General features: G+C 33.8%; 17 protein-coding genes and 1 pseudogene. 11 read left to right on the forward strand and 7 right to left on the reverse strand.

From position 1 onward, the window contains the following. Window positions 1–32: 32 nt before the first annotated feature. The 8 genes and pseudogenes from KI430_RS13845 to KI430_RS13880 all read left to right on the forward strand — a co-directional run bounded on the left by KI430_RS13845 (window position 33) and on the right by KI430_RS13880 (window position 5,979). Window positions 33–203, forward strand: coding sequence for a hypothetical protein (locus KI430_RS13845; protein WP_248875538.1), 171 nt, complete (start codon window positions 33–35; stop codon window positions 201–203). Between the two features lie 8 nt (window positions 204–211). After that, entirely contained in the window at window positions 212–874 is a 663-nt protein-coding gene (locus tag KI430_RS13850) for a hypothetical protein (protein WP_248875539.1), read from the forward strand. Window positions 875–1,132: 258 nt separating this feature from the next. Continuing rightward, window positions 1,133–1,682: pseudogene (locus KI430_RS13855) on the forward strand (REP-associated tyrosine transposase). A 148-nt stretch (window positions 1,683–1,830) separates the two neighbouring features. Further along, on the forward strand, window positions 1,831–2,274 hold the full coding sequence (locus tag KI430_RS13860) for a hypothetical protein (protein WP_248875540.1): 444 nt from the start codon (window positions 1,831–1,833) through the stop codon (window positions 2,272–2,274). Window positions 2,275–2,374: 100 nt separating this feature from the next. Further along, a complete protein-coding gene (locus KI430_RS13865) occupies window positions 2,375–2,599 on the forward strand; it encodes a hypothetical protein (protein WP_248875541.1) in 225 nt (74 codons plus the stop codon). 412 nt (window positions 2,600–3,011) lie between these two features. Then, window positions 3,012–3,359, forward strand: coding sequence for a helix-turn-helix domain-containing protein (locus tag KI430_RS13870; RefSeq protein ID WP_248875542.1), 348 nt, complete (start codon window positions 3,012–3,014; stop codon window positions 3,357–3,359). Between the two features lie 102 nt (window positions 3,360–3,461). Beyond that, complete coding sequence (locus tag KI430_RS13875) at window positions 3,462–4,391, forward strand: helix-turn-helix transcriptional regulator (RefSeq protein ID WP_248875543.1); 930 nt, start codon at window positions 3,462–3,464, stop codon at window positions 4,389–4,391. A 70-nt stretch (window positions 4,392–4,461) separates the two neighbouring features. Next, window positions 4,462–5,979: a GH3 auxin-responsive promoter family protein gene (locus KI430_RS13880; protein ID WP_248875544.1), complete on the forward strand. Its 1,518-nt coding sequence runs from the start codon at window positions 4,462–4,464 to the stop codon at window positions 5,977–5,979. A gap of 1 nt (window position 5,980) precedes the next feature. Here the strand turns inward: KI430_RS13880 and KI430_RS13885 are convergent, their stop codons facing one another. From KI430_RS13885 to bamD, 5 genes are all read right to left on the reverse strand, one after another. After that, window positions 5,981–7,630 carry a DNA repair protein RecN gene (locus KI430_RS13885; protein WP_248875545.1) on the reverse strand — a complete coding sequence of 550 codons (1,650 nt, stop codon included), beginning with the start codon at window positions 7,628–7,630 and terminating at the stop codon, window positions 5,981–5,983. Between the two features lie 35 nt (window positions 7,631–7,665). Further along, window positions 7,666–8,571, reverse strand: a complete 906-nt coding sequence (locus KI430_RS13890; RefSeq protein ID WP_074236479.1) for a DUF4835 family protein — start codon at window positions 8,569–8,571, stop codon at window positions 7,666–7,668. A 92-nt stretch (window positions 8,572–8,663) separates the two neighbouring features. Then, entirely contained in the window at window positions 8,664–9,857 is a 1,194-nt protein-coding gene (gene coaBC, locus KI430_RS13895; protein ID WP_248875546.1) for a bifunctional phosphopantothenoylcysteine decarboxylase/phosphopantothenate--cysteine ligase CoaBC, read from the reverse strand. 103 nt (window positions 9,858–9,960) lie between these two features. After that, window positions 9,961–10,284, reverse strand: coding sequence for a DNA-directed RNA polymerase subunit omega (locus KI430_RS13900; RefSeq protein WP_248875547.1), 324 nt, complete (start codon window positions 10,282–10,284; stop codon window positions 9,961–9,963). Between the two features lie 38 nt (window positions 10,285–10,322). After that, window positions 10,323–11,315, reverse strand: coding sequence for an outer membrane protein assembly factor BamD (bamD, locus tag KI430_RS13905; RefSeq protein ID WP_248875548.1), 993 nt, complete (start codon window positions 11,313–11,315; stop codon window positions 10,323–10,325). Window positions 11,316–11,529: 214 nt separating this feature from the next. Here bamD and lepA point away from each other — a divergent pair, with 214 nt between their 5' ends. After that, a complete protein-coding gene (lepA, locus tag KI430_RS13910) occupies window positions 11,530–13,326 on the forward strand; it encodes a translation elongation factor 4 (protein WP_248875549.1) in 1,797 nt (598 codons plus the stop codon). Between the two features lie 53 nt (window positions 13,327–13,379). Here the strand turns inward: lepA and KI430_RS13915 are convergent, their stop codons facing one another. After that, the gene (locus tag KI430_RS13915) at window positions 13,380–13,568 is read right to left on the reverse strand and encodes a YdeI/OmpD-associated family protein (RefSeq protein ID WP_248875550.1); all 189 of its coding nucleotides are present in this window, start codon (window positions 13,566–13,568) and stop codon (window positions 13,380–13,382) included. Between the two features lie 78 nt (window positions 13,569–13,646). Then, window positions 13,647–13,868, reverse strand: coding sequence for a hypothetical protein (locus KI430_RS13920; RefSeq protein WP_248875551.1), 222 nt, complete (start codon window positions 13,866–13,868; stop codon window positions 13,647–13,649). A 105-nt stretch (window positions 13,869–13,973) separates the two neighbouring features. Between KI430_RS13920 and KI430_RS13925 the strand changes: the two genes are divergently transcribed. Further along, window positions 13,974–14,651 carry an NUDIX hydrolase gene (locus KI430_RS13925; RefSeq protein WP_248875552.1) on the forward strand — a complete coding sequence of 226 codons (678 nt, stop codon included), beginning with the start codon at window positions 13,974–13,976 and terminating at the stop codon, window positions 14,649–14,651. 175 nt (window positions 14,652–14,826) lie between these two features. After that, window positions 14,827–15,828 carry an SPFH domain-containing protein gene (locus KI430_RS13930; RefSeq protein ID WP_248875553.1) on the forward strand — a complete coding sequence of 334 codons (1,002 nt, stop codon included), beginning with the start codon at window positions 14,827–14,829 and terminating at the stop codon, window positions 15,826–15,828. The last annotated feature ends 48 nt before the right edge of the window (window positions 15,829–15,876 follow it).

Genomic DNA, 15,876 nt, shown 5'->3' on the forward strand with positions numbered 1-15,876 from the left:
TTATTTGGATACCGATATCGAAAATATATGATTTGTTCGAAAGAAAAAAAGAACTTACTAAGATTCAAAAAGAAAAAAAAATAGATGCGCAAAAAAATATTATTCTAAAAAAATTTAAGGAATGGTATATCGTCAACTATGGAACAGGTAATTATAATTCTTGGAAACTATCAATTGAAAAGAGATATCCAGAGTTTAAATAATTTTTATCATGAGAGCCAATATTCTAATTTTATTTCTAATTTTCATTCCTTTTATAGTGTTTTCTCAAGATGAGAATTTGACAAATTATAGAAATTTATATTGTGTGAAAAATTGCAAACAATATAAATATGAACAAGAATATATTAAGCAAAATAATCCATCTCTTCCTCCAAGGAAAGGAGTTTATCCAAAATTCAAACGTATTTTTTCAATTCCTTTAGAACAAAGGAATGAGATTTATCCTTTCAATAGATATGATTCTATTTATATAGCGTCTCCTAACTATATAGTAGAAAGAGAAGAAAAAAGGAATTATTTGGATAAAAAGTATCATAACTCAATAAGACAAATATCTTTGAATGAACGAGATAAATTGTCGGATATTTTGTTTAATTATTATGAATTAAATTCTTTTGGCGCAAAAACAGGCTTGTTCAATCCTGAAGATGAGGATTATTGTATTCAATCCAGATATCCAAAATTTATTTTGTTATTTATGAAAAATGGGAAATTTGAAAAATATATTGCTTTTCCTGACGAAGGATTTAATAGATATAATTTCACAAGTAAAGACTATTACCAAAATTTTGATTGGTCATATGACAAAGAAGATATGATTTTGGAAATATTTAAAAAAGATATTCTTCCTGAAGAAAAATGTAAGAAATAATTATTTAAGTATAAAAAAACCGCAACGGAATGGACTGCCCCCCCCCAAAAAAGTTAGACACTTTTTAGGGGCATTTTATTTTGGGAATATCAAATATAGTTTATCATTTAAGTTGAGCCCGACCGGCTCAACAGGCTTTACTGTAATCTGGATAGCGCGGATTTGCAATCTGTGCTCTTCACATACTAAAAAGTAAACAATGATCAACTAATCATGGCTTTTTCATGTCTATATTTACAGCAAATAAAAGCACAAATAATGTCAACAAAATACAAAATAACGGAAATAGAAAAAGCATATTTCATAACAATCACAACAGTCGGCTGGGTAGATATATTCACAAGACTCAATCAAAAATATGTCATTATAAATACCTTGAAACATTGTCAAGAAAATAAAGGACTTGTAATCTTTTCATATTGTTTAATGCACAGCCACTTGCATTTATTTTGCAGATTCCACATTTTCATTAGCAGAAATAATGAGGGACTTCAAAAAATTTACCTCAAAGAAGATTGTACAAACTATATTAGAAGAGCCTGAAAGCCGAAGAGAATGGATGCTAGAATACTTCAAAAAATCCTGCGAACACTTGTCACGACCACAGACCTATAAAATTTGGCAAGAAGGTTATCATGCAGAAGAAGTTTTTTCCAATCGATGGATCAAAGAAAAAATCAACTATATCCATCAAAATCCAGTGAACGAAAAAATAGTCACCGAAGCTGAAAATTACTATTTCAGTTCCGCAAGAAATTATGCAGATTTGGATAGCGCATTGGAAATTGAAGTGGTATTTATTGGATAGTAAAAGTCACGGATTGCAAATCCGCGCCATCGGGAGAATGGTTGGTTGTCCCTATTAAAGGACCAAAGGGTAAAATGACTACAATGACCCAATGGCAAAAATTGGAAAATGGTAAATTATATTTAAAAACAATTAAAATATTTTAAAAATGGAGCAATATTATAGTAAATACTCAGATGAAATGCTAATAAAAGAGTGGGAAGAAGGTTACGATTTAGATGAATCTGTCTTTTTTGTTTTAGGAGAATTAGAGCGAAGAAAACACCCTAAAACTAAAGAATTTTGTTTGGAAGTACTAAATAGAGATTTAGGATTTGATGAATATTTTGTTTCTTCAGCAATGAATAGTTTATATTCTTATGATGAAGAATCTGCAATTTTATATGCCAAAGAACACTATAAAGATTTCCATATTTATTCTTTAGGTAGTTTACTTTCTTTACTTTGGGTAGATTCTGAACAGAAGAAATCTCAAAACAAAAGAGAGTTAATAAAACTTATTAAAGAGTATTTAAAATCCCTAAAAAAACAAGAAATATCAGAGATTCAAAAAGATTATGATGAATTTATGAAAACATATAAAGATATTTAAAATTTAAGCAGTCAGAAATGGCTGCTTTTTCGTGTAAATTTGCCAATTGTATGGACTTCGGGCAAAGGATTACATAAGGCTTTGGATAAAAAAATAAATTATGAAACAAATAATAGTTACAAGGAAAAAAAATCAAGATTTGAGTATTTTGAAAGTATTATCTATTTTTCGCGATAGAAATTTAATTACTTCATTAGAAGAAATAGGATACTATATGAAAATGTATGAAAACAACGATGAGGTTATTGTAGAATCTAATGAAGAAGATTTAGATGATATTGTTAGGAATCTCACCAATGAAGGTGTTAATTTTATAATTAAATGAAAAATAAAGAATATTTTAAAAAGATTAGAAAAAATGGAAAGACCAGATAGCGTGGATTCGCAATTTACCATTTTCACAGAATAATAATAAAAGCAGTAGCACAAGATGTTACTGCTTTTTCATTTAACGTATGTCTATTTTACATTGTAGCGACTTAGTTTTCATTTATTACGATATTGTTTTCTATTGTCTCATGAACATTTTCCATTCCCTTAACTCTGTTATCACTTACATCAACTTTGTTTTATATAATGTCGATATAATTTTATATTGTCTCAGTATTGTTTTCCATTACATCAATTTTGTTTTCACTTTCATCACTTTAATTTTCATTTACGATAATGTGATACCAAAAACCAAAACAATGATCAACATATAAAACAATCTTACTATCTTTAAACAAAAACACACAATGCTAAATCTCAATCTCAAACCCATCTTCGAAGCCCGCGGAATAGAAAGACCATACACCTATCTCGTAAAAGCTGGCATCTCACGCGCAACAGCCCATAACATTCTCAGTAGCAAAACCCGTGTCTTCCGCTTAGACCACATAGAACTGCTTTGCAGAGTCCTCAATTGTGAACCCAATGATTTACTCGCTTATACTCCAGATGCTAAACCCATTCTTCCAGAAACACATCCGCTCAATAATCTGAGACAAGAAGTGATTTCTCAGACAAGTATGAAAGATTCTTTAGCCAACATTCCATACAAAGAACTCAAAGCGTTGACCTCCCAGTTATTGGAGAAAAAGTAAGATAAAATTTATCCACAAATCCAAAACACGACACCTTTTGTCGCATTTAGAATTTATATTTGTGTAACAAAATTTAAAAACGAAATATCCTTAGAACCATCAATGAAAAAAGATTTCTATTTAACCAGATATGCCCTCATCATCAAGAGATTGGAACGTTCGCCGGCAACCTATCCCGAGATAGAATCCTATCTCCTTAACTCTTTTGAGTTTCAGGATGCCAACATCGTGAGCTATTCCATTCGTACTTTGCAGAGGGATATCAAGGACATTGCGAATCTTTTCAATTTTGATATTCACAACAAGAAAAAAGGTGATAACCGTTACTATATAGAAAGCCGCCCGGTAATGGAAGTCGACGAGTATAACCAACGTCTGTTAGAGTCTTTCCAAATCATGAACGCAGTCAATTCCCAACCGGATCTTGCACAGTTTGTTTATCCGGAAACACGAACGCCCAGAGGTATTCAGAATTTCTATGATCTCCTTTTTGCCATCAGAAACAAAAGAATTTTGGAGTTCCAACACTTCAAATACAAAGACCAAAGCATCACGTCCAGAAAAGTTCATCCGTATGCTCTCAAAGAATCCAAAGACCGTTGGTATCTCATCGCTCTGGATACCAAAGATGAGAAACTGAAAGCTTTTGGTTTAGATCGTATCAGCGATTTGGAGGTTAGCAAAGCAGGCTTTAAGCTTCAACAGAAATTTAATCTGAAAGAACATTTCAAAAATGCTTTCGGTATTATGAATCTGGAAGAACAGCCGGACAAAGTCGTCATCAGATCAACCAAAGAACAGGCAGAATATCTTAAAAGTTCGCCGCTGCATCATTCTCAACAAATCCAAAAAGAAACGGATAAATATGTCTATTTCACCTATGATCTTTTCCCCACTTATGATTTTATCCAGGAGATTCTGTCATTCGGAAATCAGGTAAAAGTAACCGAACCTAAAAGCTTGATAGATAAAATCAAGGAGATGCTTACCAGATCTATTCAACAGTACGATGATTCTTCGCGGGAATCATAAAAAGACAGATAATATTCATCGATTAAAATTTACGTTTTTCCATTCTCAAATTTTATTATATTTGTGAAGGATGGCAACGAAAGCACTTTTTAATTCAGTAGTCAATTGGTTTATTCTTCAACGGATGGATCAGATTGAACATTTTATCAAGTATCCCGTGGAAACGCAGGAAGGCCTTTTGTTTTCTCAACTCTTCCACGCAGAAGAAACAGAATATGGGCAGAAGTATGGCTTCAGCACCATTGCCAATTATAAAGATTTTCAGAAAAAGGTTCCAATTGTCTGTTATGAGGATTTCGAACCTTATATAGAAAGAGCAAGGCAAGGACACAAAGATGTTTTCTGGCCCGGTGTGATAAAGCAGTTTGCAAAATCTTCCGGAACAACCAATGCCAAAAGCAAATACATCCCAATTACTACAGAGAGTCTTGAGGATTGTCATTACAAGGCTGGGAAAGATATGGTGGCACTTTATGTGAACAATCATCCGGAAAGTGAGCTGTTCCAACACAAAAACCTCAGACTGGGTGGAAGTGCAGAAATCTATCAGGATTTCAATACAAAATTTGGAGATTTATCTGCAATTCTGATTGAAAATCTTCCTTTTTGGGTAGAGATCATCAATACACCTAGTAAAAAAACGTCGTTGATGTCCGAATGGGAAAGCAAGATGAAAGCAATCATTGGCGAAGTGAAGAATGAAGATGTGGGAAGTTTGACAGGTGTCCCGAGTTGGATGATGGTACTTTTGCAAAGAACATTGCAGGAAACAGGCAAAAATAATATCGGAGAACTTTGGCCGAATTTGGAAGTGTTTTTCCACGGTGGAATTAGCTTTAAGCCTTACAAAAATCAATATAAAGATATCATCGGGAAAGATATCCGATATTATGAGATCTACAATGCTTCAGAAGGTTTTTTTGGTATACAAGACCAGGCTGGGAGCGATGAGATGTTGCTGATGTTGGATTACGGTATTTTCTATGAGTTCATTCCGATGGATGAGTATTACTCAGGAAGTAGAAACGCTATTCCAATTTCTGAAGTAGAATTGAATAAAAATTACGCTGTCGTGATTACGACTAATGGTGGACTTTGGCGTTATCTGATTGGCGATACGGTTAAGTTCACATCCATCAAACCATACCGAATCAAAGTTTCCGGCAGAACCAAACATTACATCAACGCTTTTGGAGAAGAATTGATGATTGATAATGTGGAAACTGCACTTAAGATAGCTTGTGAAAACCTTAATGCAAGTATTTCTGATTATACAGGCGCTCCGGTTTTTATGACCAATAATAGTAAGGGTTGTCACGAATGGATTTTCGAATTTACCAAACAACCAACTTGTATTGATGAATTTACAGAAGTCTTTGACAAAACCCTCAAGACTTTGAATTCCGATTACGAGGCGAAACGTTACAATGATATTACGTTGAGAAAACCAATCATCCATTCGGCGAAACCAAATTTGTTTTATGAATGGATGGCAAGTCGCGGAAAATTAGGTGGACAAAATAAAGTTCCAAGATTGAGCAACGATAGAGAATATATAGATCCTTTATTAGAGCTTAATCAGCAATAAATTATCCAATCAATTCCTTAGCCTGAGAAATTGCTGCCTCGGTAATCTTAGAGCCTGAAATCAGCTGTGCAATTTCATTCAGTTTTTCGTCTTCTGAAAGTTTTACAATCGTAGTTTTGGTCACCGCATTTTCATCAAATTTCACCACTTTGTAATTCTCATTTCCTTTGGCTGCAACTTGCGCAAGATGTGTGATGACGATGAGTTGCAGATCCTGTGACATTTCCTTCATCAGTTTTCCCATTTCTTCAGCAATTCTTCCGGAAACACCAGTGTCAATTTCATCAAGGATTAACGTTGGAAGCGCATTATTCTCTGCCATTATCTTTTTTATGACAAGCATTACTCTGGAACGTTCTCCACCAGAAACAGCACCTTGAATAGGTTTCAAAGGAAAACCGGAGTTGGCCTGAAACAAAATCTGGATATTATTTTTACCGTGAAGATTGTATGTAGCAGAATCAGACAAATCAATCTTTAAAATGGCTTTTTCCAAACCTAATTGAGCGAAGATTTCTTTGGCTTTATTTTCTAAATTGCTGGAAAACTTAGTTCGATTTTCAGAGAGTTTTTTACTCAAAGAAGCCAATTGAATTTCGATTATCTTAAGTTGATTTTCTTTTTCTTCGATTTGAATTTCAATGGTTTCTAGAGAACTTTGACTGGAAGATAATTCTTCTTTTATTTTAAGTAAGTCTTCAATATTATCAACCTGATGTTTCAGAAATAATGCATTGATTTTATTAACGGATGTCAATAATTGTTGAAGTAAAGCCGGATTTATCTCGAGATTTTCAGCTTTAGATTCTATTTCAGAATTGACGTCCTTAAGTTCAAGATAAGAAGCTTCCAAACGTTGGCTGATTTCTTCATATTCAGAAGATAATTCGGACAATTTCTGCATCTTATTTTTAACATCAAACAAACTGCTTAAAATTCCAAAATCTTCCTGATTAAGTTTTGAAAGGCTCTGAGAAAGCTGTTCACTGATTTGCTCTGCATTTTCCTGAGTATTCAGCTGATTTTGCAATTCCTCAAAATCAATATTTTCAAGTTGGGCTTCTTCCAACTCTGCAAGCAAAAAGTTCTTGTAATCAGATTCTTTATTATTCTCAGCCAGTGCAGATTTCAGTTGCTCAATCTCTCGTTTTGTACTTTGATAACCGAAATATTGACTTTGATAATCGGCTAATAATGTTTTATTTTTTGCCAATCCGTCCAGAATTCCGAATTGAAATTGTTCTGTAAAAAGATTAGAAGTTTCAAATTGAGAATGGATGTCTATCAGTTTTGATGACAATTCTTTCAGAATATCAAGCGTTACAGGAACATCGTTGATGAAAGCGCGGGATTTTCCGTTTGGCAGAATGTCTCTTCTGATGACGGATTGCTCTTCATAATCCAGATCATTTTCTTCAAAAAAATATTTGAAGTTTTCAGTGATTCGGAACTCTGTTTCTACAATACTTTTGGCATCAGATTTAGCAAAAGACTTCACATCGGCTCTTTCACCCATAATCAGTCGAAGTGCACCAAGAATAATAGATTTTCCTGCACCAGTTTCTCCGGTGATGACTTGTAATCCGTTTTTTAAATCGATTTCTAATTTATCGATTAAAGCAAAATTTTGAATAAAAATTCTAGAAAGCATTTTTTAATTATTAATTGTCAATTATTAATTAATAATTATTTCCATTTATCCCATTTGGTATCAATGTCTTTCGGAGAGAATGTACTCATCAGCGTTTTAAGTTCGCTGATGTTAACAGAAGTATTAGGCCCGCTGTTGAAAATGTTGAAAATCTCCGTGCTTTTGGTCTCCAGAAAAACACTGAATGGATAATTCATCTGGAAATTATTTTCATAAAACTTCAGTTGCATCAAAGATTCTGCAATGATTTTTTTTGCCGGATTTTGATCTTGTTTTGCCAAGTTATCCAATCCGGATCTGTGGTAGCTGTAATAAACTGTTCTAAGTGTAGAAGTATTTTCGTTTTGAAGTCCGGAAATTAACGAACCTCTGTTTCTTTGGCTTTCTATCTGGTTCCAACCGTCATAGTTTTGATTCTGAGAGTTTTGTGCAATCTTGAAGGCTTTGTCAAACGCTGCTTGTCCACCTTTCAATTGATAACTGTCGCCATCATAGCCAAGAATCACATAAATGTAAAAACTAATAACATCGATGAGGTTTTTTCCTGAAAATTGTCTTTCATTGAATACAAGATTCTCATTTTCATTATACTCGAAAGTGAAATTAGTATCATTGATATTCATCAAAGGCGTTTCATATTGAGAATTGAAAACAGGTCTGGTTGCCTGAACCACAATGGAACCTTTGAAGCTGTTGTTTGAAGGACGTTCGGAAATAACCACTGCAAAATTACATTTGATTTTTTCGAAGTTCTGAAGTTTTTTCCCCGTCCAGCTTGTATTATTGATAAAGTCACGCAACGATTTTTCCAGTGTTCTGAAAACCTGCGTGTTACTTCCTGCGATTTGTTGGTTGTTGATTTGTACTGTTGCTAAAAGCTCTTGTGAGTAAGCCGTTTGGGCAAAAAATAAAGCACAAATTATATAAAGTAATTTTTTCATTCTCATAAATAGGTTTGTAAAAATAAGCAATCTTTGTCAAAGAAAATAATCTGAAACAAGGATAAAATAATAACGAAAAACTCGGGACTTTCTTACAATTTCTGTTCAATAAAATTCAGGATGTCTTTTGCTACATCTTCTTTTGATTTTAAGGGAAAAGATTGTTCCTCGGTTGGTGTAAAAAATTTGACTTTGTTTGTGGCATTGGCGAAACCTGCGCCTTCATCCCGAAGAGAATTAAGAACAATCAAATCCAGATTTTTCTTAACTAATTTACCTTTAGCATTTTCTTCTTCATTCTGAGTTTCCAAAGCAAAACCAACCAAAAATTGATTCTTTTTTTGTTCGCCCATTGTTCTTAGAATGTCTTTGTTTTTAACCAATTCTATCGTTAATTCGTTGTCGTTTTTCTTGATTTTTTCTGTCGCTTTAACTTTCGGAGTATAATCTGCAACTGCGGCGCTCATTATGGCTACATCTGTATTTTCGAAATATTTGAAAACTTCATCAAACATTTCCTGAGCTGAGGTGACTCTGTGAAGTGTAATGTTTTTATCATCTGCTTGTTGAGAAGATGGTCCGGAAATTAGAATGACTTCAGCGCCTCTTTTCGCGGCTTCTTTTGCCAAATCAAATCCCATTTTTCCGGAAGAATGATTTCCGATAAATCTCACCGGATCAATGTTTTCGTATGTTGGACCTGCAGTAATCAAGAATCTTTTCCCAGTTAATTTTTTCTCGGAATCAGAAAATTGATTTTCAACAAATTTGAAAATGGTTTCAGGTTCTGCTAATCGCCCTTGTCCAACAAGTCCACTCGCTAATTCCCCAAATTCTGCAGGAATAATTTGATGGCCAAAACTTTCAGCAGTTTGTAGATTTTTTGTCACCGTTGGATGTGCATACATATCCAAATCCATAGCTGGCGCTATAACTACGGGACATTTTGCAGACATATAAACTGCCATCAAAAAATTGTCGCAAAGCCCATTGGTGATTTTTGCTAAAGTATTAGCTGTGCAGGGTGCAATCAAAATCAGATCTGCCCAAAGTGCCAATTCTACGTGGTTGTTCCAGGTTTTGTTGTCATCATAAAAATCGGTGTAAACTTTATTTTTTGAAAGCGTAGAAAAAGTCAATGGTGAAACGAAATCTTCTGCAGATTTAGTCATAATAACTTTGATTTCTGCGCCAGCTTTTACAAAATCCCGAACGAGATAATTCATTTTGTAAGCAGCAATTCCGCCGGTAATCCCAAGAATCAGTTTTTTGCCTTGCAAGCTCATTTTTTACTTTGATTTTATTAACGAAAGTATTAATAATTTTATTAACAAAAAAACCGTCTCGCATAATTATACGAGACGGTTTTGATATCTTTAATCTGATAGATTATTTCTTTTCTTCAGTTTTTCTGAAATAGATTTCATCATCCAACCATTCTTTCAAAGCGATAGAAGTTGGTTTTGGAAGTTTTTCGTAATGTTTAGAGATTTCGATTTGTTCTCTGTTTTCAAAAACTTCTTCCAAAGTTGAGTTGTGAACAGCAAACTCATCCAATTTTCCATGAAGTTCAGAACGGATCTCAGCATTGATTTGCTCTGCTCTTTTACCCATGATTACGATAGCCTCATAGATGCTACCTACTTTTTCTTCGATTTTATCTTTGTCGTAAGTAATTGTACTTACTTCAGCTTTTGTATCTTTAATACTCATTTGGACTGGAAATATTTTTGAGAATGCAAATATAGTAATTATCTTTTAAATTTAAAAGTAGCTTGAGGCTCAGGCGAATTGATCTTTGCACTGTCTCTTCTTGTCTGCTCTGCAGCCTTCTGCATTTCTAGCTGGTTTTTCTCCTGTGCCAGATCTTTTTTCTCGTTTTCTTTAGCCTCAGCATTTTTTACTCTAGCTTCATATTCTGCTTTTCTTTTCTCTACTTCTTCTTGGAGTTTAGCGAATTTTACTTTTTCATTTTCCAATTTTATGTAAAGATCATCTGCAGTTTTAGAATATTCTGAGTTAGGAAACTCTGTGCTCACTCTTTTTGCATAAGCAGCAGCAGCATCCAATCTTTCTTTTTTCAAATCATAAATGGAGTTGATAGCCAACTCATATTTGGATTTTAAAGAAATATCATAAATTTTTGATCTCAATTTTGTCGCAGGAAAATCTTCCAAAACATTCTCGAAAGCTACAGAAGCTGCTTTGTATTCTCCCATTTTGAAATACTGTTTGGCATTTTCAAAAGCTTTGAATTCCAGTTTGTAACCTAATTCATCAATTAATTGGTTGATATTTTTAGAACGTTCAGAATCCGGATAATCATTGATAAAACCTTGTAATTCTGTAATGGCGGATTCTGTATTACTTTGATCTAAGTTATATTGCAAAGATCCTTCATAATAACAAAGTGCAGATAGGTAAGCAGCTTCTTCTTTTCTGGGATCCTGAGGAAAACTTATAGCAAAATTTTTGAATTGATTAGCCGCTAATCTGTAGTTTTTGTCATAATAGTTGGCATACGCAGAGTTGAAAACCACGTTCGGAGCATCATCTGTTCCAGCCACAAGGTTAGGTAATCTGTCATATAAAGCCAAGGCATCTGCCCACTTTTTCTTTGCAAATTTTTCGTTCGCAACTTTTAAGATAAAATCTTTGTCGGCACTCTTCATTGCCTGATCCATTTCAGTTTTGCAAGACAGCAAAAACATAGACAATACTACTAAACTGATATATTTCTTCATAATTCCGCACAGAATAAATCTGCTTACTTGATTCTAATTAATTTGCAAAAATAAAACTTTTTTTCCCAAAACTTTTTTTTTATGAAAGATTAACGTTTTTCGTTGAAAATTATTTAATAATGTCTCCCACATTCAGAAACTTTAGTGTCAATTGTGATTCTAATTTTTAGACTATTAATAAATAATGTATTTTTGCAAATTACAAGGATTTTAAATGAAAAATATCAGGAATTTCTGCATCATTGCACATATCGACCACGGTAAAAGTACATTGGCAGATCGTCTTTTAGAATATACAAACACTGTTAGTCAAAGGGAATTGCAGTCGCAAACCTTGGACGATATGGATCTTGAGAAAGAACGTGGTATCACGATCAAGTCTCACGCAATCCAAATGGATTATGAATATAAAGGAGAAAAATTTGTTCTTAATCTAATTGATACACCAGGACACGTTGACTTTTCTTACGAAGTCTCCCGTTCCATTGCGGCTTGTGAAGGAGCGCTTTTGATTGTTGATGCAGCTCAAAGTATCCAGGCACAAACAATTAGTAACTTATATTTGGCTTTGGAAAATGATTTAACAATTATTCCAATTCTTAATAAAATTGACCTTCCTTCTGCAAATCCGGAAGAAGTAACCGATGAAATTATGAATCTTATCGGTTGCGAGTATGAAGATGTTTTAAGAGTGTCTGGAAAAACAGGTGAAGGCGTTCATCATTTATTGGAACAAATTGTTGAAAGGATTCCGGCACCGGTTGGTGATCCTGATGCACCACTTCAAGCCTTGATTTTTGACTCGGTTTACAATCCATTTAGAGGAATTGAAGCTTATTTCAAAGTTGTGAATGGAAGCATTACTAAAAACGAGAAAATCAAATTCTTCGCAACAGGAAAAGAATATGGCGCTGATGAAGTTGGAACTTTGAAATTGAAACAAGTTCCAAAGAAAACGGTTGAATGTGGTGATGTAGGTTATTTGGTTTCCGGTATCAAAGATGCTCGTGAAGTAAAAGTTGGAGATACAATTACTTCTTTTAACAAGCCTGCAGCTGGACCAATTGAAGGTTTTGAGGAAGTAAAACCAATGGTTTTCGCAGGGATTTATCCAATCGATTCTGAGGATTTTGAAGAATTAAGATTCTCTCTTGAAAAATTAAGACTGAATGACGCTTCTTTGGTTTTCGAACCGGAAAGCTCGGCGGCTCTTGGTTTCGGGTTCCGATGCGGATTCCTGGGAATGTTGCATATGGAAATCGTCCAGGAACGTTTGGATAGAGAATTCAATATGAACGTGATTACCACGGTTCCGAACGTATCTTATTTTGGTTATTCTAAAAAGGAACCAGAAGTTCCAATCTTAATCAATAACCCGTCAGAAATGATGGATCCATCGATAATGGACAGAGTAGAAGAACCTTTTATCAAAGCTTCTATCATTACAAAATCAGATTTCGTAGGCTCTGTAATGACACTTTGTATCGAGAAACGTGGAGAGATTGTTAACCAAAGTTATTTAACTTCCGAAAGAGTAGAATTGATTTTTAATATGCCTTTAGCTGAGGTTGTTTTCGATTTCTATGACAGATTGAAGTCTATTTCCAAGGGTTACGCATCTTTCGATTATCATCCAATTGGATTTAGAGCTTCGAAGTTGGTGAAAATGGATATTTTGATCAACGGCGATATGGTAGATGCTTTATCTTCATTAATTCACGATTCTAACGCTTATCACATTGGTAAAAAAATGTGTGAAAAACTCCGTGAGTTGATTCCGAGACAACAATTTGATATTGCGGTTCAGGCAGCTTTGGGAACGAAAGTTATTGCAAGGGAAACCATCAAAGCATTAAGAAAAGACGTTACTGCAAAATGTTACGGTGGAGATATTTCCAGAAAACGTAAACTTCTTGAGAAGCAGAAAGAAGGTAAGAAAAAGATGAAACAAATTGGTAGAGTTGAGGTTCCGCAATCAGCTTTTATGGCAGTTTTGAAGCTGAATGACTAATTATCATTAATTCATTTTAAAAATATAATCCGCAGAATTTTCTGTGGATTTTTTTATTTGACTTTCCTTCCAAAAAAAGTGATTTCACCATTCAGATGACGGATGATTTTTGCAATATTATCGTCAATGCTTTTTTCTGTTTTTAAGTTATTAATGTAGCGAATCAATTCTTTTTTATGGGAAGGATTCAGATTTTCAAAGTTTTTTAAAGTTATAGGATTGTCATAAATGGCTTTCTCCAACTTCGGGTGAATAAGTTCCCGTCTTTTAGATCCGTCAAATTCTATCTCAATCTCAATAGTTTCTCCGATTCTTTTGGGTCAGTTTTCAAGCATTTTCAAATTGATATACAATCTCCATTCACCGGAATATTTCACAAGTGTTTGAGTAAACGGCACACCATTTACTTTCCCTTTAACGGAAATTGGACTCTTGTTCTTTCCAGAGATTTCGAAGATTGTATTCAAAATGTTTTCCGGAACAAATACGAATGGATTAATTCCAATAATATCCAGTTTTGCAAAAAATGTTTTATTATCCATTGAGATTTCTAATTTAATAAAATTTATAATCCATAGAATCTCCTATAGATTTTTTGTTTCAACCACTTAAAAGTATAATTTTGTGTATTCATAACGCAAACCATTATGCAAGATATAAAAGTTGCCGTCGATGCTGTTATTTTCGGCTATTTTGATAAAAAAGACCTTCAAATTCTTCTAATTAAAAGAAACATAGAACCTTTCAAAGGCGGTTGGGCGCTTCCAGGCGGTTTGGTTTTGGATGATGAGAATCTGGATGATGCCGTAAAAAGAGAATTACACGAGGAAGCTGGAATCAAGCCTGATTTTCTAGAACAACTTTATACTTTTGGAAACGTTGGTCGCGACCCGAGAAATCGTGTGGTTTCTATTGCCTATCTGGGTTTGGTCAATCCTTCTTATCACGAATTGTTTGCTGATTCCGATGCAGATGATGCACAATGGTTTAGTGTGAATCAGCTTCCAAAATTGGCTTTCGACCATCAAAATATTATTGATGTCGCATTGAAAAGACTTCGCACAAAAATCCAATATCAGCCGATTGGATTTAATCTTATTAATGATGAATTTGTTTTTTCTGACCTTGAAAATCTTTATAAAACCATTATTGGAAAGGAAATCGACCGCCGAAATTTCAGAAAAAAAATAATGAGTTATGGACTTCTCAACGAAACCAATAACCTTAAAAAAGAAGGAAGCGGAAGACCTGGAAAACTATTTACTTTCAATCAACAAAAGTATAAAGAACTGGAAGAAGAAGGTTTCTATTTTGAAATTAAATAAAATTTTGATGTTGTAAATCAATTAATTAAACATTTAGTGTAAAATTAACGCAAATTAATTTGGTGAACTAGCTTTAATTGATTTAAATTTGCGTAAAAATAACGCAATAATTAAAATTATGTCATTTTTAATTAGTGTAAAAATAACGCAAATATTAATATAAAATCTTAAAACTATGTTCGGTTTCAGACACATCAAATTCGATTCAATGACTTACGTTCTTCATTTTAAAAATGGAAAAACTGTGAAAGAAGGAAGAGGTCTATCATTTTTTTATTTTGCTCCCAACTCATCTATCGTCGCAATTCCGATGGGAAGTAATGATTTGCCCTTTATCTTTAATGAAAATACGCACGATTATCAAACCGTCAAAATTCAGGGACAAATCAGTTATAAAATTACGGACCCGAAAGCACTTTCAAATACATTGGATTTTACTGTAAACGAATCTGGAGTTTACAAGAAAAATGATATTGAAAAGCTCAATCAGAGAATTATCAATCTTGCTCAGACTGCAACTTCTTCTTTTATTCATCAATTAAGTTTGAAAGATGCGATTCGTTCTGCAAAACAGATTGAAGGTAATATTCTGGAAGGATTGATGAATTCTGAGGCAATAAAAACGATGGGAATTGAAATTCTTGGAGCTAATATTCTTGCTGTTCAAACTACTCCGGAAATGGCAAGAGCTTTAGAAACGGAAACCAGAGAAAAACTACAGCAACAAGCTGATGAAGCGATATATGAAAGAAGAAATTTTGCGGTAGAACAGGAAAGAAAAATCAAAGAATCTGAACTGAATACAGAAATTGCTGTAGAAGAAAAGCAAAAGCAAATCGAAGAAAAAAGGATGGAAACCGAAGTTCAGCAAGAGGAAAATAACAGGATTCTGAGAGAGATGAAAATTGCCGCAGATATTTCTGTTGAAAATCAGAGAAAACAGCTCATTGAACAAAAAACGGAAAACGACAGAAAAGAAGCGGAAACTCAAGGTTATATCCTGGAAACTTCTTTAAAACCTTATAAAGAAATCGACTGGAAAGTGTTGAGTGCTTTGGGCGGAAATCAAGATGCAAAAAGCAATATTGCTCTAGCTTTCAGAGAATTGGCGGAAAATGCCGGCAAAATAGTAAACCTTAATATCAGCCCTGATTTGCTGGATACTATTTTGAAATAATGCAAATTGGGGTTAAGTTTGAAGAATCCATAAATACATTTTATTATC

It is taken from the genome of Epilithonimonas zeae, assembly GCF_023278365.1.
In the GTDB taxonomy this organism is placed as follows: Bacteria; Bacteroidota; Bacteroidia; order Flavobacteriales; family Weeksellaceae; genus Epilithonimonas; species Epilithonimonas zeae_A.